The sequence below is a fragment of the Mesorhizobium sp. M1C.F.Ca.ET.210.01.1.1 genome, assembly GCF_004791585.1.
GTDB lineage: Bacteria > Pseudomonadota > Alphaproteobacteria > Rhizobiales > Rhizobiaceae > Mesorhizobium.
Genome location: NZ_SRUU01000010.1, coordinates 166,672 through 190,181 on the forward strand (window position 1 = coordinate 166,672; position 23,510 = coordinate 190,181).

Consider the following 23,510-nt stretch of genomic DNA (forward strand, 5'->3'; position numbering starts at 1 on the left):
ATGCTGCGGGCCTGTGCCCTGCGCTCCTTGGAACCTGCGTTGCGGCAGCGCGTTTCTGGCAGCCGGTGAAGCGGGTCATGGTTGGCGAATTGTTAAGTTTGCCGACCCTAGAGTGCGGACAAAGCCGCCCGGCAAGCGATTGAGCGAGAGCGATTAAGCAAAGAATGTCTGCCATGAGAACCAGCCGCCGTTTCTTCCTTACCGGAGCCTCCGCGCTCGCCGCAGCCATTGTCGCCGGCCATGCCAGCGCGCAGGATGTGGTCGGGGATATCCTGAAATCCTCGACCCGCGGCAATTGGGACGACCAGTTCGACGCCCGCGCCAGCGAGACCGGCAAGGTTGCCTCGACGCTGCCGATCTTCAGCCTGCAGACCGTCGCCTTCACCGAGCAGGCGGTGGCGCAGTACCAGAACATCGTCGGCCAGGGCGGCTGGGAGCAGGTTCCGGCGACCAAGAAATTGCAGCTCGGCGTCGACGATCCGGATGTCGTGCCGCTGCGCAAGCGGCTGATGATCTCGGGCGACCTGGCGCAGAGCGCCGGCATTTCGACCGCCTTCGATTCCTATGTCGACTCGGCGGTCAAGCGCTTCCAGCTTCGCCACGGCCTGCCGGCCGACGGCGCCATGGGCAAATACACCTATGCGGCAATGAACGTCTCGGCCCAGATCCGCCTCGGCCAGTTGCAGACCAATCTGCAGCGCCTGAAGGAAAAGGCCGGCACGCTGGGCAACCGCTACGTGCTGGTCGACATTCCGGGCGCCCAGATCGAAGCGGTCGAGAACGACCGCGTCGTGCTTCGCCATACCGCGATCGTCGGCAAGATCGACCGTCAGACGCCGATCGTGAATTCCAAGATCAACGAGATCATCGTCAATCCGTACTGGAACGCGCCGGTTTCGATCGTGCGCAAGGACATCATTCCGCTGATGCGGAAGGATCCCAACTACCTCAAGGAGAGCCACATCCGGCTGTTCGCGCCGGACGGCAGCGAGGTCGATCCGATGACCATCGACTGGTCGACGGACGATGCCGCCAAGTACCGCTTCCGCCAAGATCCGGGCTCCGGCAACGCCATGGCCTCGGTCAAGATCAACTTCCCGAGCCCGGACGGCGTCTATATGCACGACACGCCGCAGCAGAGCCTGTTCGGCAAGCTGATGCGTTTCGACTCTTCCGGCTGCGTGCGCGTCCAGAACGTGCGTGACCTCGTCACCTGGATCCTGCGCGACACGCCCGGCTGGGACCGCCAGCATTTCGAGGCGACGATCAAGACCGGCGAGAACACGCCGGTGCAGGTCGTCAATCCGGTGCCGGTCCACTTCCTCTATCTGTCGGCGTGGTCGACAGGCACCGGCGTCGTGCAGTTCCGCGACGACATCTACGGCCTCGACGGCAACAGCGAGCTGCAGATCACTTCTGCGCTGTAAGTGACCGATATAAAACTGAAAAAGCCGCTCTTGGAGCGGCTTTTTTGTTTGCATGTCGCCCAAAAGTGTCCAGCAGTTTTGAGGACGACATGCATCGAAATATGGACTTAAAGCGCGAGTAGCCGGGATCGCACCATGGACGTCGCCGTCTTCATTCTCGTCGTGCTCGCTTTCGTGGCGCTGTCCGGCGCGCTGGTGCGGCTGGTGCGGGTGCCTCTGCCCGTGCTGCAGATCGCCATCGGCGCCGCCCTTGCCTGGCCGGCGCGCGGCCTGCATGTCGAGATCGATCCGGAGCTGTTCCTTCTGGTGTTCATCCCGCCGCTCCTGTTCGGCGATGCCTTCGCGGCGCCGAAGCGGGAACTGATCGAGCTGCGCGGACCGATCCTCGATCTTGCGATCGGACTGGTCTTCTTCACCATCGTCGGCTTCGGCTACGCCCTGCACTGGCTGGTGCCCAGCATCCCCCTGGTGGTCGCCTTCGCTTTGGCTGCCGTGCTGTCGCCGACCGATGCGGTCGCCGTGTCCTCGATCGTCGACCGCAACGTCGTTCCGGCGCGGCTGATGCACATATTGGAAGGCGAGTCGCTGCTCAACGACGCCTCCGGCCTGGTGATGTTCCGCTTCGCGACGGCGGCGGCGCTGACGGGCAGCTTTTCCCTGGCGGCCGCTTCATTGACCTTCCTCTATGCCGTGGCCGCCGGCATCCTTGCCGGCGTGGCGGCGCTTATCATCGCCGCCAAGGCGCTGCAAATCCTCGGTCGCATCGGCGGCACGCCGGCGGAGGCGCAGGTGCTGGTCATGATCCTGCTGCCCTTCGTCTCCTACCTCATCGCCGAGCATGTCGGCGCCTCCGGCATCCTGGCGGCGGTCACGGCCGGCCTGCTCACCGGAACCTCTGGCATTTTCCGCTTTTTGTCGGTCTCGGCGCGCATTCAGGCGATGTCGCTGTGGTCGACGCTGGCTTTCATCTTCAATGGTGCGCTCTTCATCCTCCTCGGCCTGCAGTTGCCCGACATCATCCGCAAGGTCCCGCCGGAACTCACCAGCCGCCACTGGCTGTTCGAGCCGGCGCTGACCGTATTGCTTCTGACACTCTGCCTGATCGGCCTGCGCTTCCTCTGGATCTGGATCGGCGATATCGCAGCGGGGATCGCGGCGCGGCTCGGCAAGCGCGAGGCCGAACCCTTCGGTTTCCGTGTCAGGCTTGCCGGATCGGTGGCTGGCGTGCGCGGGGCGATCACACTGGCCGGCATTCTGTCGCTGCCGCTCGCCCTGCAGGATGGCTCAGCCTTTCCTGCTCGAGACGTGGTGATCTTCCTCGCCGCCGGCGTCATCATCTGCTCGCTCATCATCGCCAGCCTCGCTTTGCCGAGGATCGCGCGCGGGTTGGTCGAGCCGGGCGAGGATCCGGGTGCGGCCGAAGAGCGCCGGGCCCGCGTCGGCGCCGCCAATGCTGCGATCGCCAAGATCGAGAGCCTCGCCGGCGAGGGCGAGGAAGGGGAGGTGGCCGAGGCCCGGCTTGCGGTCGCCGACAGCATCGTCGCCGGTTACCGCCGCCGCATCGCGGCTTCCGACGAAGCCGAAGAGGCGCGCACCGAGGCCCGTGAAGCCGGGCGGCTGGAGCTCGAACTTAGGCGCGCCGGCATCGAGGCGGAGCGCACCGCCGTGCGGGCCATGTTCCGCAGCCGCGAAATCAACGATCACACGATGCGGGCACTGCTCTCCGAAATCACGCTGACCGAAGCGCTGCTCAAAAGCCGGCGGGACAGGAAATAACGGTTCAGTCGATTTGCTTGGCGCAATCCGGCCAGCAAATTTCGCGCCGCAAACGTGGCGGGTTTCAAACAACTGTGTTAATGGCGCGGCACTTCGCAGACCTCCGGCCCCAAGGGAAAGCAAGCCATGTCAGATGCAGCGGTAGCCTCCAGCAAATTCGAATCCTTCTTCGAGACCACGCTTGCCGACGCCGATCCGGAAATTTTCGGCGCCATCCGCAACGAGCTTGGCCGCCAGCGCCATGAGATCGAGCTGATCGCCTCCGAAAACATTGTTTCCCGCGCCGTGCTCGAGGCTCAGGGGTCGATCATGACCAACAAATATGCCGAGGGCTATCCGGGCAAGCGCTACTACGGCGGCTGCCAGTTCGTCGACGTGGCCGAGGAACTGGCCATCGAGCGCGCGAAGAAATTGTTCGGCTGCAACTTCGCCAATGTCCAGCCGAATTCCGGCAGCCAGATGAACCAGGCCGTGTTCCTGGCGCTGCTGCAGCCCGGCGACACCTTCATGGGCCTCGACCTGAATTCGGGCGGCCATCTCACCCACGGCTCGCCGGTCAACATGAGCGGCAAGTGGTTCAAGGTCGTCTCCTACGGCGTGCGCAAGGACGATCACCTGCTCGACATGGACGCGATCGAAAAGACCGCGCATGAGACGAAGCCGAAGCTGATCCTGGCCGGCGGCACCGCCTATTCACGGATTTGGGACTGGAAGCGCTTCCGCGAGATCGCCGATTCGATCGGCGCCTATCTGATGGTCGACATGGCCCATATCGCCGGCTTGGTGGCGGGCGGCATGCACCCATCGCCGCTGCCCCATGCCCATGTCGTGACCACGACCACGCACAAATCGCTGCGCGGCCCGCGCGGCGGCATGATCCTGTGCAACGATGAGGAGATCGCCAAGAAGATGAACTCGGCGGTCTTCCCGGGTCTGCAGGGCGGCCCGCTGATGCATGTCATCGCCGCCAAGGCCGTGGCGCTTGGCGAAGCGCTGAAGCCGAGCTTCAAGGCTTATGCCGAGAGCATTGTCGCCAACGCCAAGGCGCTGGCCTCCAGCCTGCAGGAAACCGGTCTCGACATCGTCTCAGGTGGCACCGACAACCACCTGATGCTCGTCGACCTGCGGCCGAAGAATGCCACCGGCAAGCGCGCCGAGGCGGCGCTCGGCCGCGCCAACATCACTTGCAACAAGAACGGCATCCCCTTCGATCCGGAAAAGCCTTTTGTCACCTCCGGTGTCCGCCTCGGTACGCCCGCCGGCACCACGCGCGGCTTCGGCCAGGCCGAATTCCGCGAGATCGGCAAGCTGATCGCCGAGGTGCTGGACGGGCTGAAGGTGGCGAACTCCGACGAGGGCAACGCCGCTGTCGAGGCCGCGGTCAAGGCCAAGGTCACGGCGCTGACGGATCGTTTCCCGCTCTACCCTTATCTCGGTTGACCCCCCTCTCTCGGTTGCGCCTTTCTCTCGGTTGACCGGGCGCCGCGCATCATCTTTTATCCGCCGGCATTGCGCCGCCCTTCATTGGGCGGCGCCGCTTATAGGAGACAAGATGATGCGCATATCCCGTCTTGCCGCCGCGGCCCTCATCGGTTCGCTGGCCGGTTTCGCTGCGTCCAGCGCGGTCGCCCAGGAGCAGACGCAGGCGGGCACGGATATGCCGGTCACCAGCACCTTCGGCGGGTGGACCACCCTCATCGATACGCTCGATACCGGGCAGGATGCGCACAAGACCTGCGCAGCCTCGACGGCGTTCGTTGACGGCAGCGGCAGTGCGGGCACGCTCACGCTGTCGATCTCGACCGGCGATGCCCTGCCGCCCGATGCCTATCCCGCCATCATGATCACCCTCGACAACAATAGCCTGCCGACCGGCAAGAACATCGCGGCGACCTTCGGCGATCCCGGCGTCAAGGTTTCCGCGAAAGTCTATTCGAACGATGCCGTCAACGGCCGTCCCAGTTGGACGGTCGACAACCAGGCCAAGACAAGTCTCGCCCTGCTGCGCGCGATGCGCAAAGTCACCTCGCTCGATGTCGCCTTCGGCAAGCAGACCGTCGCCAGCATCCCGATGGACGGCTTCACCAAGGCCTACCGCAACCTCGGCACATCCTGCGGCTTCCCGACAAAGGATGTTGCGCCGTAACCCAGGCGGGCGGTCGGGGTAGGGGGCAATAGATGGATATCGTCTGGAAGGCGTGGTCGGCGGACTGGTCACGGCGTTGATCGTCTAGGCCTCCAAACGCGGCAATGTGCTGCCGGGCATACTGCCGCTGGCGCCGACCTTTGCGGTGATTGCGCTGCTCGCCGTCGGCTCCAAAGGCAGCATGCCTGGTTTTCGCGAGGCCTGTCTTGCCGGCGTGAAGACCATTCCCGCCTATCTCGCCTTTCTCGGAGCTTGCTGGCTTTTTAACGAGCGCCTCGATTATCGGCTCGCAGTTTTGGGCGGCATCGCGGTGTGGCTGGTGGCGGCGCTGGCAATCTTCCTCGCGCCTCGCTATCTCTGAGGCATAAAAGGCTCTAAGCCTTCCGGCCATCAGAATCGCGAACCCAAGGCTCTCCATGCGCTGTCCCTATTGCCAGTCCGAAGATACGCAGGTGAAGGATTCGCGTCCCGCCGAGGACGGCGCGGCGATCCGCAGGCGCCGCGTCTGTCCGGATTGCGGCGGCCGTTTCACCACCTTCGAGCGCGTGCAATTGCGCGATCTCGTCGTCATCAAGAAGTCCGGCCGCAAGGTGCCGTTCGACCGCGACAAGCTGCTGCGCTCCGTCGAGATCGCCGTGCGCAAGCGCAATGTTGATCCCGAGCGCATCGACCGCGCGGTGACCGGCATCGTGCGCCAGCTCGAAAGCTCCGGCGAGACGGAAGTGGCCTCCGGTGAGGTCGGCCGCCTGGTCATGGAGGCGCTGAAATCGCTCGACGACGTCGCCTATGTCCGCTTCGCCTCTGTCTACCGCAATTTTCGCGAAGCCAAGGATTTCCACGAATTGCTGGGCGAATTGAAGGGCGACGAGGAAAAGACCGAAGAGGACGCCGGCTGACCATGGCCAAACCTCGACCGAGCGAGGCCGGCGAGACGGCCCTGGATCGCCGTTTCATGGCCGCGGCCATCCGGCTGTCGCGCCGAAACGCCGGCCGCACCTCGACCAACCCATCCGTCGGCACCATCATCGTGCGCGACGACGGCGCCGGGCCGATGATCGTCGGCACCGGCGTCACCGCCGTCGGCGGCCGCCCGCACGCCGAGACCGAGGCATTGGCTGAGGCCGGCGAGCTCGCGCGCGGCGCTACGGCTTACGTTACCTTGGAGCCCTGCGCCCATCATGGCCGCACGCCGCCTTGCGCCAATGCACTGGTAACTGCCGGCATTGCGCGCGTCGTGGGCGCGGCGAGCGATCCGGATCCGCGTGTCTCCGGCAAGGGCTACGCCATCCTGCGCGCCGCCGGCATCGAGGTGGTGGAGAAGGTGCTTGCCGCCGAAGCCGCCGAGCAGATGGCCGGCTATTTGATTCGGTCGTTGAAGAAGCGCCCGGAAGTAACTCTGAAACTTGCATTTTCGAGCGACGGCAAGATCGGTCGGAAAGGCGCCGGCCAGGTCGCCATCACCGGCGAGATCGCCAGGCGCGAGGTCTATCTGATGCGCGCGGAGGCGGACGCCATCCTGGTCGGCATCGGCACGGCGCTGGAGGACGACCCGGCGCTGACGGTGCGTCTGCCGGGGCTGGAGAGCCGCTCGCCGGCGCGCATCATCCTCGATCGCCAGATCCGGTTGCCGGAGACGTCGAAGCTGGTTTCCGGCGTCGATCGCGTGCCCCTCTATGTCGCGGCTTGTCCGGAGGCCGATGCGCACCGGCGGGCCGCGCTCGAACGCGTGGGCGTGCACTTCATCGGCACGGAAACCTATGAAAGCGAAATAGCCTTGCCGGAGCTGCTGGAGGACCTCGCGGCCCTTGGCATGGCAAGCGTTTTGGTCGAGGGCGGCGCCAAGGTCGCCAGGGCTTTCCTGGATGAAGACCTGGTCGATCGCATCGTGTTGTTCCAGGGGCCGGAAGCGATCGGCGAGGACGGCATTGCATCGCCCATCGACGCCAACCATATCCCGCCAGGGTTCCGCAAATTGCGCGAAATGCGCTTCGGCGAGGATAGCTACGCCGAATGGGTGCGGGCGTGATCCCAAAAGTGGGAACCGGCATTTCATGGTCAACTTGAAAGACAGAGTCTGATGTTTACTGGAATCGTGACCGATGTGGGTACGGTGGCTTCGGTCAAGCCATTGAGCGAAGGCGTCGGCCTGCGCATCGACACCGCCTACGATCCGGAGAGCATCGCCATCGGCGCCTCGATCTCCTGCGGCGGCGTCTGCCTGACCGTGACGGCGCTGCCCGAGCGTGGCTCGAACGCGCGCTGGTTCGAGGTCGAAGCCTGGGAAGAAGCGCTGCGGCTGACCACCGCTTCGAGCTGGCAATCAGGTACAAGGATCAACCTCGAACGGGCGCTGAAGATCGGCGACGAACTCGGCGGTCACATCGTCTCCGGACACGTCGACGGCACGGCTGAGATCGTCGAGCGCAAGGAAGAGGGCGATGCAGTTCGCTTCACGCTTGAAGCGCCGCGGCATCTGGCGAAGTTCATCGCACCGAAGGGCTCGGTTGCGCTCGACGGCACATCGCTCACCGTCAACAAGGTCGAGGGTACCCGCTTCGACGTGCTCTTGATCCAGCATTCGCTGAGCGTCACCACCTGGGGCGAGCGCCAGGCCGGTGACCGCGTAAACATCGAGATCGACACCATGGCCCGCTACGCCGCGCGCCTGGCGGAGGCCGCGAAGGAAGGGCTTTGATGACAGCTCCTTGGTCCGAATAGACTACGGAACGTCGCAGCCCACCATCTTCCGCTTGCGATCAATCCGGCTTCGGCCTAAGTCACCGGCAAGCCCCGGAGACTTTTATGGCAGGCATATCCCAACACGGCAAAGCGTTCATTCGTCCGAAGGCGAAAGCGCATCTGCTCATTGTCGAGGCGCGTTTCCACGACGATCTTGCCGACGCGCTGCTCGAAGGCGCGACCGGCGCGCTGGACGAAGCCGGCGCCAGCTATGACGTCGTGACTGTTCCCGGCTCGCTGGAAATCCCGGCGGTCATCACCTTCGCGCTGGACGGCGCCGCCGAAGGTGGCACGCATTATGACGGCTTCGTCGCGCTCGGTACCATCGTCCGTGGCGACACCTATCATTTCGACATCGTCGCCAATGAATCGAGCCGCGCGCTGATGGATCTCTCGGTGCAGGAAGCGATCGCGATCGGCAACGGCATCCTGACCACCGAGAACGACGCGCAGGCTTGGACGCGAGCCCGTCGGACGGAAGGCGACAAGGGCGGTTTCGCCGCGCGCGCGGCGCTGACCATGATCGCGCTCAAAGAGAAATTCGGAGCCCAATCGTGAGCGAGCCCGCTTCGACCGGCCACCCGAACGTGCGCCATGCCAACAAGCGTGGTGCCGCCCGGCTCGCCGCCGTGCAGGCGCTCTACCAGATGGATGTGGCCGGCAGCGGTGTCTTCGAGACGACCGCCGAATACGAGACTTTCCGACTCGGCAAGGAAGTCGACGGCGCACTTTATCGCGAGGCGGATGCCCAATGGTTCCGCGCCATCCTCACAGGTGTCGTCGAGAACCAGAAGACCATCGATCCGGTCATCCGCCAGGCGCTCACCGATGACTGGCCACTGTCGCGGCTGGATTCGACCCTCCGCGCCATCCTGCGCGCCGGCGTCTATGAACTGATGAAGCGCGAGGACGTGCCGGTGGCCGTCATCGTGTCGGAATATGTCGACATCGCCAAAGCCTTCTACGAGGAGGACGAGCCGAAGCTGGTCAACGCCGTGCTCGATCGCGTGTCGCGCCGGGTGCGCGGCGAAGGTCGCGGCAAGGACGCGTCGTGACCGCTGCGGCAGTCGTCGCTGGCGCCGGCAGGGAAGCGCGCCGCACGGCGGTGCTCCTCGCGGCCGCCCAGGCGATCGTCGGCTCGGCTGCGCCGATCGCCATTTCGCTCGGCGCGCTTGCCGGACAGTATCTGCTCGGTCCTGACAAATCGCTGGCGACGGCGCCGGTCACCGGCTTCAACCTCGGCGTGGCGCTCGGCGCCTTGCCGGCCGCCGCCATCATCCGCCAGCTTGGCCATCGCGGCGGCTTCATGACCGGCACCGTCATCACCGCGCTCGGCGGCCTGATCGCAACGCTGGCGCTCTTTCAGGCGAGCTTCTGGCTGTTCGCTTTCGGCCTCTGCGTGATCGGCGTCGGCGGGGCCTTCGTCCAGCAGTTCCGCTTCGCCGCGGCCGACAACGCGCCGCCGGAGTTCAAGGCGCGCGCCATTTCCTTCGTGCTGGCGGGCGGCATCGTCACCGCCATCCTCGGGCCCCAGATCGTCATCTACACCCGCGAGCTTCTGGCGCCGGTGATGTTTGCCGGATCCTTCGCCTCCATCCTCGTGCTCGCCGCGGTCGGCGCCGTCATCCTTTCCTTCCTGCATATGTCCAGGCGGGCAGGCAGCGCCACCCAAGCCGTCGCAGCCGATGCGCGTCCGTTGGTCGAGATCGTTACCCAGCCGCGCTTCGTCGCCGCGTTGTTCTGCGCCGTCGGCAGCTACGCGCTGATGAGCTTCGTCATGACCGGCGCGCCGCTGGCCATGGTCGGCTGCGGGCTCTCGACCGATGATGCCACGCTCGGCATTTCCTGGCACGTCATGGCGATGTTCGGACCGAGCTTCTTCACCGGTTCGCTTATCCATCGTTTCGGCGCTGAGCGCATCATGGCTGTCGGGCTCGTCCTGCTCATCGGCTGCGCCAGCGTGGCGCTTTCGGGCCTCGCGCTATGGCAGTTCTGGACGGCGCTGATCCTGCTCGGCCTCGGCTGGAATTTCAGCTTCATCGGCGCCACCGCCATGGTCGCCGCCAGCTACCGGCCGTCCGAAAAAGGCAAGGTGCAGGGTTTCCACGACTTCGTCCTGTTCGGCTCCGTCGCCTTTGCCTCGCTTATGTCGGGCGCGGTCTACAATGCCTGGGGCTGGACCATGCTGAACTGGGTCGTGTTCCCGGTCGTTGCGCTCTGCTTCCTGGCGCTCGGCGCCTTGAAGCTGCCGGGCTTGCGCAGAGCCAGCTGACATTACGCTGTCGGCACTTGGCCCGGCGCGCCATTCGCGGCGGGAATAAAATTATTGCGTGCATCCCCTTTGTTATGAAACCGTGTACGCCGACGGCGCGTTGAAGCCATGCTCTTATGCCGCCACCGAATTCTCGGCTCATAGCAAAAGGACTTCACAATGTTTTCAATCGGAAAGCTCGCCGTAGCGGCGATCGCGCTTGGCCTTGCCGCAGCCTCCGCGAATGCGCAGGTCGTTGTCTCCTCCAAGATCGACACCGAGGGCGGCGTGCTCGGCAACATCATCCAGCTGGTCCTGAACGCCAACAACATCTGGAAGGATGCCGCCAAGGCCTACGAGACCGCCAAGAAGCTCGACTATGATGCCAACAAGATCGTCTGGCTTTCGCCGTCACCGGCCAACAACACCTGGGCGATCGCGCTGCGCAAGGAAGTGGCCGACGAGAACAAGCTCGTCACCCTGTCGGACTTCGGCAAGTACGTCTCGGGCGGCGGCAAGGTGGTGCTTGCCGCGTCGGCCGAGTTCGTCAATTCGGCGGCGGCGCTCCCGGCCTTCCAGACCACGTACCGCTTCGCGCTGGAGCCGGACCAGTTGATCACGCTTTCCGGCGGCGACACCGCCGCGACCATCGCCGCCGCCGCCAACCAGACCAACGGCGCCAACGCCGCGATGGTCTACGGCACCGACGGCGGCATCCAGCCCTCCGGCCTCGTCGTGCTCGAGGACGACAAGGCCGTGCAGCCAGTCTATCAGCCGGCGCCGATCATCCGCGAGCAGGTGCTAAAGGCGCATCCGGAGATCGAGACGCTGCTGAAGCCGGTCTTCGCCAAGCTCGACCTGGTCACGCTGCAGCAGCTCAACGGCCGTGTCCAACTCGGTGGCGAGCCTGCGAAAGCCGTCGCGGAGGACTTTTTGAAAAAGGACGGGTTTTTGAAGTAGCCGCGAGCGCGTCGAAAAAGACGTGACGCCGGTGCGAGGCGCCCCCCTCTGTCCTGCCGGACATCTTCCCCACCAGGAGGGAGATTGGCAGCGTCATCGCCGGCGCTGTTCTTACCGCGATGGGGATTGGCGAAAGCCAGCGCGGCATCTGATCTCCCCCCAAGTGGGGGAGATGTCCGGCAGGACAGAGGGGGGCGCGAAGGAACGAGGCCTTCCTAATCCTGTCCCTCCAAATCGCCGCGCGGCCACCCGATGACCCTGCGCTTCGACAAGCTCGGCGTGGTCATTGCTGCGATCGTGGCCTATGCCGCGTTCCTCGCCCCGTTCGCCACCTTCCGCGCCAACCGTATCGTGCCCGGACAGGCGCGCCCGATCCTCGATGCGCTGCCGCCGGCGCTTGGCATGTTGCTGCTCGCTATCGTCGTTGTTGGCGCCATCATTGCCTTGCTGCGGTCGCCGCTCATCCCCAGGCTTGCCGCCAGCGTTATCGCGCTCGCGGCTCTTGCCATGTTGATCGGCACATCGGGAAGTTTCCTGACCCCCGCCGGCAACACTTTCGCGCGCGTTGCTCCCGCTTCCGGCTTTTGGCTGCTGATCTTTGCTTTTACGCTGCTTCTGGCCGATGTGCTGACCCGGCTGGAGCTCGCACCATGGGCGCGCGTCGGCGTCCTTGCCGTTGCCGCGCTCGCCGTCGGCGCGCTGCTCGTGTCGGGGAGTTGGGACAGTCTCTCCATCCTCAAGGAGTACGCCAGCCGCGCCGACAGTTTCTGGGCCGAGGGCTCCAAGCACATCACATTGGCGCTGGGCTCGCTGGCGGCTGCGGTGGTGGTTGGCCTGCCGCTCGGCATCCTCTGTCATCGCGTCGACAAGCTGCGGGCAGGGGTTCTGAACGTGCTCAACATCATCCAGACCATTCCCTCGATCGCGCTCTTCGGCCTGCTCATCGCGCCGCTCGGCTGGCTTGCCGTGCATGTGCCGGGCGCGGCGGCGATCGGCATCAGGGGCATCGGCACCGCGCCGGCCTTCGTCGCGCTGTTTCTCTATTCGCTGCTGCCGGTGGTGGCCAACACCGTTGTCGGTCTCGCCGGCGTGCCGCGCGCCGCCAACGACGCCGCCCGCGGCATGGGAATGACCGACCGCCAGCGCCTGTTCGATGTCGAGTTCCCGCTCGCTTTCCCCGTGATCCTCACCGGCATCCGTATCGTGCTGGTGCAGAATATCGGGCTTGCCACCATCGCGGCGCTGATCGGTGGCGGCGGCTTCGGCGTCTTCGTCTTCCAGGGCGTCGGCCAGACGGCGATGGACCTTGTGCTGCTCGGCGCCCTGCCTACGGTGGCGCTCGCCTTTGCCGCCGCGATCATCCTCGACGCTGTCATCGAAATGACCTCCACCAAGCGCAGGGCGGACCCCGCATGATCGAGATCGAAGGCATCACCAAGCGCTATGACGCGACGACGGTGGTCGACAATGTGTCGATGGCCATCGAGCCGCGCACCATTGCCGTGATCGTCGGCACCTCAGGCTCCGGCAAGACGACGCTGCTCAGGATGATCAACCGCCTCGTCGAGGCGACCGCCGGCGTGATCAAGCTCGACGGCGTCGACAACCGCTCCGTGCCGGACTACCAGCTGCGCCGCAGCATCGGTTACGCCATCCAGGGCCATGGCCTGTTTCCGCATCGCACGGTTGCGCAGAACATCGCCACCGTGCCGCTGCTGCTCGGTTGGGACAGGGACCGCATCAAGGCACGCGTCGAAGAATTGATGACGCTCTACCAGCTCGACCCGCAGGCCTATGGCCCGCGCTATCCGCACGAGCTTTCCGGCGGCCAGCAGCAGCGCGTCGGCGTCGCCCGCGCTTTGGCCGCTGAGCCCAATGTGCTGCTGATGGACGAGCCCTTCGGCGCGCTCGACCCGATCATCCGCACCAAGGCGCAGGAGGACCTGCTGGCGATCCAGAAGCGTTTCGGCACCACCATCATCCTCGTCACCCACGACATGGAGGAGGCGGTGCATATGGGCGACAAGATCGCGGTCATGGATGCCGGCAAGCTTGTGCAGTACGCGAAGCCCGCCGAGATCCTGGCGAGGCCGGCGAACGGCTTCGTCGAGACCCTGGTCGGTTCCAGCGAGCGGCCGTTCCGGCTCTTGTCGCTTGGCCGCGTGCGCGATGCCGTGGAGGCAGGCGGCGCCGAAGGCGAGGCGATCCCTGGCGATGCCAGCCAGCGCGACGCGCTGGCTGAGCTTCTGTGGTCGGGCCGCCTGGCGCTGCCGGTGAGGGGCGCCGACGGCAAGCTCATCGGCCGCGTCACCGTGGAAGAACTGGTGAAGCGCGCGAGGCCGGCATGAAGGCGTGGCTGCCCGCGCTGTTGAGGCTGGCTCTTCTGGTGCTGCTGGTGGTCTTTATCGCCAGCCCGGCCTTGTTCGAGCCCCTGCTCAAGCCGCTGACCGAAAATGGCGCGCCGGCAATCTACAACCAGGGCAGCCTGTTGACGCTGACATTGCTGCATTTGAGGACGGTGCTCATCGCCACGGTGGCCGCGACAATCGTTGCCGTCGCGCTCGCCATCCTGGTCACCCGGCCCGCCGGCGCCGAGTTCCTGCCGCTGTCGCGCAGCCTGGTCAATATCGGCCAGACCTTCCCGCCGGTCGCGGTGCTGGCGCTCGCCGTGCCGGCGGTCGGCTTCGGCGAGAAGCCGACGCTGATCGCGCTTTTCCTCTACGGGCTGCTGCCGATCTTCGAGAACGCGCTGACCGCGCTCACCACGCTGCCCGGCAATGTCATGGAAGCGGCGCGCGGCGCCGGCATGACCGGCTGGCAAAGGCTCGTGAAGGTCGAGCTGCCGCTGAGTGCTCCGGTGATCCTCGGCGGTATCCGGCTTTCCGTGGTCATCAGCCTCGCCACCGCCACCATCGGTTCGACCGTGGCGGCCAAGACGCTGGGCGAGGTGATCATCGCCGGCCTGATATCGAACAACCTGGCCTTCGTCCTGCAGGGCGGCCTGATCGTTGCGGCGCTCGCGGTGCTGATCTATGACGGCCTGTCGGCTATAGAGCGCTACGCCGCGCGGCGCATGGGCAGGGAGATGCAGTAGCTGTCGGCGACCGGCCGCAATCCCAGACAGGCCTGATTCCCATACGTCATTTCAATCGATCTAAACGCTCGGCCACGCCTGCCGATGAATCGCCGTCCTCGTCTTTTGGGCGAAAGCCGGGCAAAAACCGAACAATATCTTGACGTTCCAGGCCCTGTTTCGCATACACCGCAGCCAAGGGGTGGATTCCGCGCACGGCATTCATCCCCGTTCCAACGGCCCAGGGAGGGGTTCTTTTGGGCCATCAATCGAGGAAAATCCGGCAATGACCATCATTACCGCCGTCATCGCCTGCGGCTTGCTGTCAATTCTGTACGCCATCTGGGCGACACGTTCGGTCCTTGCGTCCGATCAGGGCAATCAACGCATGCAGGAAATCTCCGCAGCCATTCGCGAAGGCGCCCAAGCCTATCTGGCGCGCCAATACACGACCATCGCCGTCGTCGGCGTCGTCGTGCTCGTGCTTGCCTGGTGGCTGCTCTCCATCACTTCCGCAATCGGCTTCCTGATCGGCGCCGTGCTTTCGGGCGCTGCCGGCTTCATCGGCATGCATGTCTCGGTGCGCGCCAACGTCCGCACCGCGCAGGCCGCTTCCAACAGCCTCGCCGCCGGCCTCGACATCGCCTTCAAGTCGGGCGCCATCACCGGCCTGCTGGTGGCGGGCCTTGCCCTGCTCGGCGTCTCCATCTACTACGCCATCCTGACCGGCCCCTTGGGCCTGCAGCCGAACGACCGCGTCGTCATAGACTCGCTGGTCTCGCTCGGCTTCGGCGCCTCGCTGATCTCGATCTTCGCCCGTCTCGGCGGCGGCATCTTCACCAAGGGCGCCGATGTCGGCGGCGACCTTGTCGGAAAGGTGGAAGCCGGCATTCCGGAAGATGATCCGCGCAATCCGGCCACCATCGCCGACAATGTCGGCGACAATGTCGGCGACTGCGCCGGCATGGCCGCTGACCTTTTCGAGACCTATGCGGTGACGGTCGTCGCCACCATGGTTCTGGCCTCCATCTTCTTCGGCGGCACGGCAGTGTTGGGTGCGGCGATGCTCTATCCGCTCGCCATATGCGGCGCCTGCATCCTGACCTCGATCGTCGGCACCTTCTTCGTCAAGCTCGGTTCCAACGGCTCGATCATGGGCGCGCTCTACAAGGGCCTGATCGTCACCGGCCTGCTGTCGATCGTCGGCCTCGCCATCGCCACCTCAGCGGTGCTTGGCTGGGGTGAGATCGGCACTGTCGGCGGCCTCGCCATCACCGGCAAGAACCTGTTCATCTGCGGCCTGATCGGCCTGCTGGTGACCGGCCTCATCGTGGTGATCACCGAATACTACACCGGCACCAACAAGCGCCCGGTCAACTCGATCGCCCAGGCCTCGGTGACCGGCCACGGCACCAACGTCATCCAGGGCCTCGCGGTCTCGCTGGAATCGACGGCGCTTCCGGCAATCGTCATCGTCGGCGGCATCATCGCCACCTTTCAGCTCGGCGGCCTCTTCGGTACCGCGATCGCCGTCACCACCATGCTCGGCCTTGCCGGCATGATCGTCGCCCTCGACGCTTTCGGGCCGGTCACCGACAATGCCGGCGGCATTGCCGAAATGTCCGGCCTGCCCAAGGAAGTGCGCCAGTCCACCGACGCGCTCGACGCGGTCGGCAACACCACCAAGGCGGTGACCAAAGGCTATGCCATCGGCTCCGCCGGCCTCGGCGCGCTGGTGCTGTTTGCGGCATACTCGAACGACCTGAAGTTCTTTGCCGCCAATGGCGACAAGTACCCCTACTTCCAGGGCATGGGCGAGGTCTCCTTCGATCTCTCCAACCCTTACGTCGTCGCCGGCCTGATCTTCGGCGGCCTGATCCCTTATCTGTTCGGCGGCATCGCGATGACCGCCGTCGGCCGCGCGGCGGGCTCGATCGTTGAGGAGGTGCGCAAGCAGTTCCGCGAAGACAAGGGCATCATGGCCGGCACGTCCAAGCCGAACTATGCGCGCGCCGTCGACCTGCTGACCAGGGCCGCAATCCGCGAGATGATCATTCCCTCGCTGCTGCCGGTGCTGGCGCCGCTCGTCGTCTATTTCGGCGTGTACCTGATCTCGGGCTCGAAGGCCTCGGCCTTCGCCGCGCTCGGCGCCTCGCTGCTCGGTGTCATCGTCAATGGCCTGTTCGTCGCCATCTCGATGACCTCCGGCGGCGGCGCCTGGGACAACGCCAAGAAGTCGTTCGAGGACGGCTTCACCGACAAGGGCGGCGTCAAGCACCTGAAGGGTTCCGAGGCGCACAAGGCCTCGGTCACGGGCGACACCGTCGGCGACCCCTACAAGGACACCGCCGGCCCGGCCGTCAACCCGGCGATCAAGATCACCAATATCGTGGCGCTGCTCTTGCTTGCCGTGCTTGCGCACGGCTGATCAAAGCCGCCTGTTTCAAGACAAAAAACCCGCGGGAGCGATCCCGCGGGTTTTGCTTTTTTGGTCGACGGTCCCGCCGAAACAAAAGGACCCGCCGGTCCGATTCGGCGGGTCCTGTCTGTCTGAAATCCAGCGAGCCGAGCTTAGGGCGTCCCGCTGCCGCCGCCCGGGATGCCGGGTGCCAGCTTGCTGGCGCCGTTGATGATCTGGCTGAGGAAGTTCTGGTCCTTGCCGCCCGTCGGCGTCGTCCTCGAGATGAAATCGAAGATCTTGCCGTCCTTCAGGCCGTAATTGGCGATCTGGGTGACGCGGCCGTCGGCGCCGAAATAGACCGCCAGCACGTGCTGGTCGACCAGACGCGGCTTGTCGAAGGCGACGTAGCGCTTGCGCGTCTGCGAGATGTAATAGAAGGTCTCGTTGTCGAAGGTCGCCGTCGTTGACGGCGTCCCCAGCGCCAGGAGCACCTGCTCGCGGCTCGAGCCGACCGGCACCGAGTCGATCGCCGCCTGGTCGATGACATAACCCTGCGTCAGCGTCTCGCTCGGGCTGAGGTCGCCGATCATCTTGGACGAATTGCAGGCCGAAAGCGCGGATACCGCCACCAGCAGAGAAGCCACGCCCGCTGGCAAGGGCGTAAGAAACGACTTGAATTTCAGCGCACCCAACAACAATTCTCCATCACATCCCCGCAACTTGCGCTGGGCCGCAAAACCGGTAAACCAGCTTGCATGCCGATGCAACAAGGCCAAATCAAACAACAGGTCCCCAGGAGACCACCCTCAATGTTCCAGCGTCTTTTTGGCCGTGAACGCCACGCCAACCGCGCTATCACCGAGGCGCTCTACGCACAAATCGTGGCGGCGGCGCGGCAAAAAGTGTTTTATTCCGACTGGAATGTGCCGGATACGCTGCTTGGCCGCTTCGAGATGCTGTCGCTGCATATGTACCTGGTCCAGCACCGGCTGCGCGGGGAGGGTGGAGCGGCGGCCGAGGTCGCGCAGGTGCTGATCGACGAGTTCTTCCTCGATGTCGACCATTCGCTGAGGGAACTCGGCATCAGCGATGTCGGCGTGCCGAAGCGCATGAAGAAGCTGGCAAAGATGTTCTATGGCCGCACAGCGGCTTATGACGGCGCCTTGCGCGACGATGATCGCGCCGCCCTCGCCGCCGCGCTCGCCCGTAATGTCAGGCCTGATGCCGGTGAGTGGCCCGAGGCGCCGCAACTGGCCAGCTACGTTTCCGCAGCGTCCCGGCAGCTAACCGCGCAACCGAGCGAATCGATCGTGGCCGGCGCCGTCACGTTCCCGGTCGCCGGAGCCGCGTGAAGGAGGCGAGAATGAAATACGCCGAACCGCAAAGCCCCGTGTCCTTCGTAGCCAATGTCGCCCGCCTGCCGCAAAAGGGCTTGCCGGTCGTGATCGAGGCGGATGAGCGCCAGCGCGCGGCACTTGCAGCCGAGTACGATCTGCTCTTGGTCGAGAGCTACCGCGCCGAGCTGCTTGTGACGTCCTGGAAGCGCAACGGCGTCAAGGTCAGCGGCCGCGTCGAGGCCGGTATCACGCAGGCTTGCATCGTCACCCTCGATCCGGTCGCCGCCCATATCGACGAGCCCGTCGAGGCGTTGTTCCTGCCCGAGCAGTCGAAGCTCGGACGCGAGGGCTTCGAGGGCGGCGGCGAGATCGTCCTCGACGCCGACGGGCCGGACAGTCCCGAAACCTTTTCCGGCGACACCATCGATGTCGGTGCGCTCGCGGAGCAGTTTTTCGGCCTGGCGATCGATCCTTATCCGCGCAAGCCCGGAGCCTCGCTCGACGCCGAGGGCGACGATCCTCCGGAAGAAAGCGAATTCCAGAAAAAGCTGCGTTCGCTGCTCGGAAAATCCTGAAGGCCGCCTGGATTTTGGAAAAGTTGGTTGTGCGGCAGCCCAAAACCGGTATTTTCGCCGAACCTTCGCGAGCCCCCTTACCTCGGCAGGCGCCCGCCGCTAGCCAGGCAAACCGTGAGAAACACACCGCGTGATCAGGATTTCCATCGATGCCATGGGCGGCGACCACGGACCAGGCGTCGTCATCCCGGCGCTGATGACGGTCGCCATCCGCCGCCCTGACATCCGCTTCGTCATCTATGGCCGCGAGGACGCCGTGCGTCCCGAACTGGCCAAGTTTCCCAAGCTCGCCGAGGTCAGCGAATTCGTTCATTGCGAGATCGCGGTGAGGATGGACGACAAGCCGAGCCAGGCGCTGCGCCACGGCCGCTGGAAATCGTCGATGTGGAAGGCGGTCGAGGCGGTGAAGAACGGCGCCGCGCAAGCCTGCATCTCGGCCGGCAACACCGGCGCGCTGATGGCGATGTCAAAATTCTGCCTGCGCACAATGGCTACCATCGACCGCCCGGCGATCGCAGCGCTTTGGCCGACGACGCGCGGCGAGAGCGTGGTGCTCGACGTCGGCGCCACCATCGGCGCGGATGCCCATCAACTCGTCGATTTCGCCATCCTGGGTACCGGCATGGCGCGCTCTGTGTTCGGCATCGAGCGGCCGAGCGTCGGCCTGCTCAATGTCGGCGTCGAGGAGATCAAGGGCCAGGAGGAGGTCAAGGAGGCTGGGCGCATGCTGCGCGAGGCCAACATGGCTTCGATGAACTATCGCGGCTTCGTCGAGGGCGACGATATCGGCAAGGGCACGGTCGACGTGGTCGTGAGCGAGGGCTTTGCCGGCAACATCGCGCTCAAGACCGCCGAGGGCACGGCAAGGCAGATCGCCGGCTACCTGCGCGCCGCCATGAGCCGCACGCTGATGGCCAGGATCGGTTACGTCTTCGCCAAAGGCGCCTTCGACCGGCTGCGCGAGAAGATGGATGTCGGCCGCTCCAACGGCGGCGTCTTCCTGGGCCTGAACGGCATCGTGGTGAAGAGCCACGGCGGCGCCGATTCGGACGGCTTTGCGGCGGCGATCGAGCTCGGCTACGACATGGTGCGCAACAATCTGCTTGACCGGATCGAGGCCGATCTCGATCTGTTCCATGCGCGCAATCCGAATGCCCAGGCAAACAGGAAATCCGGCGTCGCCGTCGACGCCGAGGAATAGGAACGAACCTTGATCAGATCAGTCGTGCGCGGCAACGGTGCCGCGCTGCCCCGCCGCATCATGAAGAACGCCGACTTCGAAGGCATGGTCGAGACCTCCGACGAGTGGATCGTCCAGCGCACCGGCATTCGCCAGCGCCACGTCGCGGCCGATGACGAGACGACGGCCTCGCTGGGCGAGGCGGCGGCGCGCGCCGCGCTCGACAGCGCCGGCTTGACGCCTGCCGACATCGACCTGATCGTGCTGGCGACATCGACGCCCAACAACACTTTTCCCGCGACCGCGGTGGAGATCCAGAACCGGCTCGGCATGCATCACGGCTTCGCCTTCGACATGCAGGCCGTGTGCTCGGGCTTCGTCTATGCGGTCGCCACCGCCGATCTCTATATCCGCGGCGGGCTGGCAAAACGCGTGCTGGTGATCGGCTCGGAAACCTTCTCGCGCATCCTCGACTGGAGCGACCGCTCGACCTGCGTGCTTTTCGGCGATGGCGCCGGGGCGGTTGTGCTCGAGGCAGCGGAGGGGGCGGGCAGCATCGCCGATCGCGGCGTGCTGGCGGCCAGCCTGCGCTCGGATGGCGTCCACAAGGAGAAGCTCTTCGTCGACGGCGGCCCATCGACGACGGGCACGGTCGGCCATCTCAGGATGGAAGGCCGCGAGGTGTTCAAGCACGCGGTCGGCATGATCACCGACGTCATCGAAGCGACCTTTGCGCAGGCCGGGATCACGGCGCAGGACCTCGACTGGTTCGTGCCGCATCAGGCCAATAAACGGATTATTGACGCTTCCGCCAAGAAGCTCGGGATTGCCGAACAGAAAGTTGTGGTCACCGTCGATTTGCACGGTAACACCTCTGCTGCCTCCGTGCCGCTCGCCTTGTCGGTGGCCGTCGCCGATGGCCGCATCAAGAAGGGCGACCTGGTTCTGCTCGAGGCGATGGGCGGAGGTTTCACCTGGGGCGCGGTGTTGCTCCGCTGGTAAGTGCCGAACGCGCTGGTTCGGTCCTTGACCTTGCCGGATCAATTACTTAGGCTCTGCCGCTGGCTGTATCGATTTACGTTTTTTTGAGCTGATGGGACGGTTTGCATGGGGGGAAAGACACTTACGCGTGCCGACCTTGCCGAAGCCGTTTACCGCAAGGTTGGGTTGTCGCGAACTGAATCGGCCGAACTCGTCGAGGCCGTTCTGGATGAAATCTGCGAGGCCATCGTTCGCGGTGAAACGGTGAAGCTGTCGTCCTTCGCAACCTTCCATGTCCGCTCCAAGAACGAGCGCATCGGTCGCAATCCGAAGACCGGCGAGGAAGTGCCTATCCTGCCGCGCCGGGTGATGACGTTCAAATCGTCGAACGTGCTGAAGAACCGCATTCTGCGCTCGCACCAGAACAGCAAGGCCAAGGGCGGCAAATAGCGCGCCGGCAAATACGGTTGAAAACCGCCGTCAGCTCTGACGCTGGGCTTGAATATCGTTTCATAAATCGCTGAAATAAGACCCGATTCGGATCAACCCCGGATCGCGGTCCAGCGTGAGGATTCGCCCATGGACAAAAGCCCCGATGCTTTCCGCACAATCAGCGAAGTCGCGGAAGATCTTGACCTGCCGCAGCATGTGCTGCGCTTCTGGGAAACGCGTTTTAACCAGATCAAGCCGATGAAGCGCGGCGGCGGCCGCCGTTACTACAGGCCGCAGGATGTCGAACTGATCAAGGGCATAAGGCACATGCTCTACGACCAGGGCTACACGATCAAGGGCGTGCAGAAGCTGCTGCGCGAGAACGGCAACCATTTCCTGGTCGCCATCGGCAATGGCGACATGGCCGCCGTCGAGGCGATCGCGCAGCGCCGTCAGGCCGATCAGGTGCCGCTGACCGCGGCCGCCCAGCCGCGCGGCGACGAGGATGCGCTGGTCGGCCAGCCCAAGGTGAAGCCCAGCCGCCGTTTCTTCGGCCTCGGCAAGGGCGACGACGAAGGCCCCGTGCAGCCGGACTCCTCGAAACTGTCGCGCGACAACCGCGCTTTGCTGCAGGAGGCGCTCTTTGACCTCCTGGAGTGCAAGCGGCTGCTCGACCAGGTGCGTTGAGTTGCCGGTCTTGGACTGAACGGCCATCGTCTTTGACAGCCGGAACTGCCGTCGCGCCCATGCGTTAGGCCTTCTCTGCAAGAGAAGGATACCTGGCATGGCGTTGTTCGCGACCGATCACGATCTGGACAGGCAGTTTGCGGCGCTCTCGCGGCAAGTCGACGATCTCAGGAAAACCTTGGCTAAACGCGGCGACGCCTATTACGAGGACGGCCGCGAGGCGGCGTCCGACTACTATTCGCATCTCGCCGACCGCCTCCACGAGGCGCTGCCGGCAGTCAGACGAAGGGGCAGGGCGCTCGAGCGCACCGCGCGCGATCATCCGGCCACCGCCGCCGCCGTCGGCCTTGTCGTGGTCGGCCTGCTTGCCGGCCTTCTCCTCAGCCGGCGCTGAACTTCGATGGACTGCGAAACAGAAATGGCGGCCGCTCGTTGCGGCCGCCATTTCCGTTCCCTTGGAGGATGATCTCGAAACAGAGAGTCCTATCGGGATGGAACAGGCTCCAACCGCGATCAGTTAGCGAGCTTGAGCCGGGTCTTCGGGTCGACCTTCATGACCTGGCTGCACTTGCCGTAGACAGTGCCGTTCTTGTCGGTGGCGTCGGTGTAGGTGCCCTTGCAGTCGAGCTGCAGCACAAGACAGGAGCCTGAGCCCTTGCAGACAGCGCCGCCGTCGCCGGTCGGATGCGTGCCGGCAAAGGCCGGTGCCGAGACCGAGCCGAAAGCCGAGACGACGAGGGCAGCGGCGAGCGAGATACGCTTGAAGTTGGTCATTTGCGCATTTCCTTCCATTGGTTGTCGGGATCGCGTTCTTGGCGTCCCGGTTGGGTTGAGGAGCGCCTTCGCGGCGCCCATGACCGCTTGGTGCGCCGTCCAATGGGAAGGTTCACGTCCCGTGCGATTTTTTTCGCCGGGGCAGATGTGGGGCGTTGCTCTGGAAGGTGTCAGGCGTTGGATTGGTTTGCGCGGCAAGAGGCCGGACTGGGACGAAAGCATCGAACGCGGCTGCGCGCGCCATCGGGTCACCGAATGCTCAAAGGACGACGTTGCCCGGGGAGCGAAAAATTCCGACGGGAAGACAAGCCCGATCGATATGCGGAAAGCCTGTCTTCCCATCGGTAGGTGGGGAGGAATCAGGCCTTCTTCGCGACCATCCTCTTGTGGTGGTGGTGGCGATGGTGATGGTGGTGACGGTGGTGATGACGGTGCCAGCGGTGATGATGGTGATGCTTATGCATTGGAGCCGCATCGGCGCTGGTCGTGCCGAGGATCGGCATGGTGAACGCCAGGGCCAGAGCCAGCCCGAGCGGGGACAGGAGAGACTTCGTCATGATTTCGTTTCCTTTCGCGGGCATTCCGAGATTCACCGGACCAAATCGGTGACCCAAGCCTCGCGATCGGGACTATCCTCCTGGTTTTTTTCGACAATTTTTCCGGACTGTAGATTTTTGTTTCCGGATCGTTTCCGGCTGGACCACGATGGCCCTGCGCGCCTCGCCGGACGCGCAGGGCACACAGCGGCATCGGGACCTTTTTGGGGTGCGT

At 64.7% G+C, this 23,510-nt stretch carries 27 protein-coding genes; 23 read left to right on the forward strand and 4 right to left on the reverse strand.

Going from position 1 to position 23,510, the window contains the following annotated elements:
* The first annotated feature begins 173 nt into the window (after positions 1-173).
* The 15 genes from EN853_RS13965 to EN853_RS14040 all read left to right on the forward strand — a co-directional run bounded on the left by EN853_RS13965 (position 174) and on the right by EN853_RS14040 (position 14,393).
* Entirely contained in the window at positions 174-1,427 is a 1,254-nt protein-coding gene (locus tag EN853_RS13965; RefSeq protein WP_127860346.1) for a L,D-transpeptidase family protein, read from the forward strand.
* Between the two features lie 135 nt (positions 1,428-1,562).
* Positions 1,563-3,203 carry a Na+/H+ antiporter gene (locus EN853_RS13970; RefSeq protein ID WP_127860347.1) on the forward strand — a complete coding sequence of 547 codons (1,641 nt, stop codon included), beginning with the start codon at positions 1,563-1,565 and terminating at the stop codon, positions 3,201-3,203.
* A gap of 126 nt (positions 3,204-3,329) precedes the next feature.
* The gene (gene glyA, locus EN853_RS13975) at positions 3,330-4,643 is read left to right on the forward strand and encodes a serine hydroxymethyltransferase (protein ID WP_127860348.1); all 1,314 of its coding nucleotides are present in this window, start codon (positions 3,330-3,332) and stop codon (positions 4,641-4,643) included.
* 115 nt (positions 4,644-4,758) lie between these two features.
* Positions 4,759-5,349, forward strand: coding sequence for a hypothetical protein (locus EN853_RS13980; RefSeq protein ID WP_127860404.1), 591 nt, complete (start codon positions 4,759-4,761; stop codon positions 5,347-5,349).
* Between the two features lie 145 nt (positions 5,350-5,494).
* On the forward strand, positions 5,495-5,710 hold the full coding sequence (locus EN853_RS13985; RefSeq protein ID WP_245516966.1) for a GlpM family protein: 216 nt from the start codon (positions 5,495-5,497) through the stop codon (positions 5,708-5,710).
* Positions 5,711-5,765: 55 nt separating this feature from the next.
* Complete coding sequence (nrdR, locus tag EN853_RS13990) at positions 5,766-6,245, forward strand: transcriptional regulator NrdR (RefSeq protein WP_059184872.1); 480 nt, start codon at positions 5,766-5,768, stop codon at positions 6,243-6,245.
* A 2-nt stretch (positions 6,246-6,247) separates the two neighbouring features.
* A complete protein-coding gene (gene ribD / locus EN853_RS13995; RefSeq protein ID WP_127860349.1) occupies positions 6,248-7,375 on the forward strand; it encodes a bifunctional diaminohydroxyphosphoribosylaminopyrimidine deaminase/5-amino-6-(5-phosphoribosylamino)uracil reductase RibD in 1,128 nt (375 codons plus the stop codon).
* Positions 7,376-7,426: 51 nt separating this feature from the next.
* Positions 7,427-8,044 (forward strand): riboflavin synthase, encoded by a 618-nt coding sequence (locus EN853_RS14000; protein WP_127860350.1) that lies wholly within the window; start codon positions 7,427-7,429, stop codon positions 8,042-8,044.
* 107 nt (positions 8,045-8,151) lie between these two features.
* Positions 8,152-8,646 (forward strand): 6,7-dimethyl-8-ribityllumazine synthase, encoded by a 495-nt coding sequence (gene ribH / locus EN853_RS14005; RefSeq protein WP_127860351.1) that lies wholly within the window; start codon positions 8,152-8,154, stop codon positions 8,644-8,646.
* On the forward strand, positions 8,643-9,143 hold the full coding sequence (gene nusB / locus EN853_RS14010; protein WP_127860352.1) for a transcription antitermination factor NusB: 501 nt from the start codon (positions 8,643-8,645) through the stop codon (positions 9,141-9,143). Before ribH ends, nusB begins: the two co-directional genes overlap by 4 nt.
* The gene (locus tag EN853_RS14015; protein ID WP_127860353.1) at positions 9,140-10,360 is read left to right on the forward strand and encodes an MFS transporter; all 1,221 of its coding nucleotides are present in this window, start codon (positions 9,140-9,142) and stop codon (positions 10,358-10,360) included. Before nusB ends, EN853_RS14015 begins: the two co-directional genes overlap by 4 nt.
* Before the next feature lie 159 nt (positions 10,361-10,519).
* Entirely contained in the window at positions 10,520-11,299 is a 780-nt protein-coding gene (locus tag EN853_RS14020; RefSeq protein WP_127860354.1) for a glycine betaine ABC transporter substrate-binding protein, read from the forward strand.
* A 252-nt stretch (positions 11,300-11,551) separates the two neighbouring features.
* Positions 11,552-12,715, forward strand: a complete 1,164-nt coding sequence (locus tag EN853_RS14030) for an ABC transporter permease (protein ID WP_127860356.1) — start codon at positions 11,552-11,554, stop codon at positions 12,713-12,715.
* On the forward strand, positions 12,712-13,647 hold the full coding sequence (locus EN853_RS14035) for an ABC transporter ATP-binding protein (RefSeq protein ID WP_127860357.1): 936 nt from the start codon (positions 12,712-12,714) through the stop codon (positions 13,645-13,647). Before EN853_RS14030 ends, EN853_RS14035 begins: the two co-directional genes overlap by 4 nt.
* Positions 13,644-14,393 carry an ABC transporter permease gene (locus EN853_RS14040; protein ID WP_127860358.1) on the forward strand — a complete coding sequence of 250 codons (750 nt, stop codon included), beginning with the start codon at positions 13,644-13,646 and terminating at the stop codon, positions 14,391-14,393. The genes EN853_RS14035 and EN853_RS14040 overlap by 4 nt, the downstream gene beginning before the upstream one ends.
* 46 nt (positions 14,394-14,439) lie before the next feature.
* On the opposite strand, the gene EN853_RS33940 is transcribed toward EN853_RS14040, so the two are convergent.
* Positions 14,440-14,598, reverse strand: coding sequence for a hypothetical protein (locus EN853_RS33940; protein ID WP_167524469.1), 159 nt, complete (start codon positions 14,596-14,598; stop codon positions 14,440-14,442).
* Positions 14,599-14,658: 60 nt separating this feature from the next.
* Between EN853_RS33940 and EN853_RS14045 the strand changes: the two genes are divergently transcribed.
* A complete protein-coding gene (locus EN853_RS14045) occupies positions 14,659-16,800 on the forward strand; it encodes a sodium-translocating pyrophosphatase (RefSeq protein WP_127860359.1) in 2,142 nt (713 codons plus the stop codon).
* Between the two features lie 143 nt (positions 16,801-16,943).
* Here the strand turns inward: EN853_RS14045 and EN853_RS14050 are convergent, their stop codons facing one another.
* Positions 16,944-17,465 carry an outer membrane protein assembly factor BamE gene (locus EN853_RS14050; protein WP_127860360.1) on the reverse strand — a complete coding sequence of 174 codons (522 nt, stop codon included), beginning with the start codon at positions 17,463-17,465 and terminating at the stop codon, positions 16,944-16,946.
* Between the two features lie 117 nt (positions 17,466-17,582).
* Here EN853_RS14050 and EN853_RS14055 point away from each other — a divergent pair, with 117 nt between their 5' ends.
* The 7 genes from EN853_RS14055 to EN853_RS14085 all read left to right on the forward strand — a co-directional run bounded on the left by EN853_RS14055 (position 17,583) and on the right by EN853_RS14085 (position 22,359).
* Positions 17,583-18,125 (forward strand): ubiquinol-cytochrome C chaperone family protein, encoded by a 543-nt coding sequence (locus tag EN853_RS14055; protein WP_127860361.1) that lies wholly within the window; start codon positions 17,583-17,585, stop codon positions 18,123-18,125.
* A gap of 11 nt (positions 18,126-18,136) precedes the next feature.
* A complete protein-coding gene (locus EN853_RS14060) occupies positions 18,137-18,685 on the forward strand; it encodes a YceD family protein (RefSeq protein WP_127860362.1) in 549 nt (182 codons plus the stop codon).
* 130 nt (positions 18,686-18,815) lie between these two features.
* Positions 18,816-19,886, forward strand: a complete 1,071-nt coding sequence (gene plsX / locus EN853_RS14065) for a phosphate acyltransferase PlsX (protein ID WP_127860363.1) — start codon at positions 18,816-18,818, stop codon at positions 19,884-19,886.
* Positions 19,887-19,895: 9 nt separating this feature from the next.
* Entirely contained in the window at positions 19,896-20,867 is a 972-nt protein-coding gene (locus tag EN853_RS14070; RefSeq protein ID WP_127860364.1) for a beta-ketoacyl-ACP synthase III, read from the forward strand.
* A 105-nt stretch (positions 20,868-20,972) separates the two neighbouring features.
* Entirely contained in the window at positions 20,973-21,296 is a 324-nt protein-coding gene (locus tag EN853_RS14075) for an integration host factor subunit alpha (RefSeq protein WP_010915609.1), read from the forward strand.
* Positions 21,297-21,425: 129 nt separating this feature from the next.
* Complete coding sequence (locus EN853_RS14080; protein WP_059184856.1) at positions 21,426-21,965, forward strand: MerR family transcriptional regulator; 540 nt, start codon at positions 21,426-21,428, stop codon at positions 21,963-21,965.
* A gap of 97 nt (positions 21,966-22,062) precedes the next feature.
* Positions 22,063-22,359, forward strand: coding sequence for a DUF883 family protein (locus EN853_RS14085; protein WP_127860365.1), 297 nt, complete (start codon positions 22,063-22,065; stop codon positions 22,357-22,359).
* Between the two features lie 119 nt (positions 22,360-22,478).
* Here EN853_RS14085 and EN853_RS14090 read toward each other — a convergent pair whose 3' ends face one another.
* Positions 22,479-22,739 (reverse strand): hypothetical protein, encoded by a 261-nt coding sequence (locus tag EN853_RS14090; protein WP_127860366.1) that lies wholly within the window; start codon positions 22,737-22,739, stop codon positions 22,479-22,481.
* A gap of 359 nt (positions 22,740-23,098) precedes the next feature.
* Positions 23,099-23,296, reverse strand: a complete 198-nt coding sequence (locus EN853_RS33945; protein ID WP_167524470.1) for a hypothetical protein — start codon at positions 23,294-23,296, stop codon at positions 23,099-23,101.
* Positions 23,297-23,510: the final 214 nt, after the last annotated feature.

Coding starts and splice junctions, on each gene's coding strand:
- ribD (WP_127860349.1), top strand. CDS start 6,248: ATGGCCAAACCTCGACCGAGCGAGGCCGGCGAGACGGCCCTGGATCGC.
- EN853_RS14055 (WP_127860361.1), top strand. CDS start 17,583: ATGTTCCAGCGTCTTTTTGGCCGTGAACGCCACGCCAACCGCGCTATC.
- EN853_RS14080 (WP_059184856.1), top strand. CDS start 21,426: ATGGACAAAAGCCCCGATGCTTTCCGCACAATCAGCGAAGTCGCGGAA.
- EN853_RS13965 (WP_127860346.1), top strand. CDS start 174: ATGAGAACCAGCCGCCGTTTCTTCCTTACCGGAGCCTCCGCGCTCGCC.
- EN853_RS33945 (WP_167524470.1), bottom strand. CDS start 23,296: ATGACGAAGTCTCTCCTGTCCCCGCTCGGGCTGGCTCTGGCCCTGGCG.
- EN853_RS14045 (WP_127860359.1), top strand. CDS start 14,659: ATGACCATCATTACCGCCGTCATCGCCTGCGGCTTGCTGTCAATTCTG.
- EN853_RS13970 (WP_127860347.1), top strand. CDS start 1,563: ATGGACGTCGCCGTCTTCATTCTCGTCGTGCTCGCTTTCGTGGCGCTG.
- glyA (WP_127860348.1), top strand. CDS start 3,330: ATGTCAGATGCAGCGGTAGCCTCCAGCAAATTCGAATCCTTCTTCGAG.
- EN853_RS33940 (WP_167524469.1), bottom strand. CDS start 14,598: ATGAATGCCGTGCGCGGAATCCACCCCTTGGCTGCGGTGTATGCGAAA.
- EN853_RS14090 (WP_127860366.1), bottom strand. CDS start 22,739: ATGACCAACTTCAAGCGTATCTCGCTCGCCGCTGCCCTCGTCGTCTCG.
- EN853_RS14020 (WP_127860354.1), top strand. CDS start 10,520: ATGTTTTCAATCGGAAAGCTCGCCGTAGCGGCGATCGCGCTTGGCCTT.
- EN853_RS14030 (WP_127860356.1), top strand. CDS start 11,552: ATGACCCTGCGCTTCGACAAGCTCGGCGTGGTCATTGCTGCGATCGTG.
- EN853_RS14085 (WP_127860365.1), top strand. CDS start 22,063: ATGGCGTTGTTCGCGACCGATCACGATCTGGACAGGCAGTTTGCGGCG.
- EN853_RS14040 (WP_127860358.1), top strand. CDS start 13,644: ATGAAGGCGTGGCTGCCCGCGCTGTTGAGGCTGGCTCTTCTGGTGCTG.
- EN853_RS13980 (WP_127860404.1), top strand. CDS start 4,759: ATGCGCATATCCCGTCTTGCCGCCGCGGCCCTCATCGGTTCGCTGGCC.
- nrdR (WP_059184872.1), top strand. CDS start 5,766: ATGCGCTGTCCCTATTGCCAGTCCGAAGATACGCAGGTGAAGGATTCG.
- EN853_RS14000 (WP_127860350.1), top strand. CDS start 7,427: ATGTTTACTGGAATCGTGACCGATGTGGGTACGGTGGCTTCGGTCAAG.
- EN853_RS14035 (WP_127860357.1), top strand. CDS start 12,712: ATGATCGAGATCGAAGGCATCACCAAGCGCTATGACGCGACGACGGTG.
- ribH (WP_127860351.1), top strand. CDS start 8,152: ATGGCAGGCATATCCCAACACGGCAAAGCGTTCATTCGTCCGAAGGCG.
- EN853_RS14060 (WP_127860362.1), top strand. CDS start 18,137: ATGAAATACGCCGAACCGCAAAGCCCCGTGTCCTTCGTAGCCAATGTC.
- EN853_RS14075 (WP_010915609.1), top strand. CDS start 20,973: ATGGGGGGAAAGACACTTACGCGTGCCGACCTTGCCGAAGCCGTTTAC.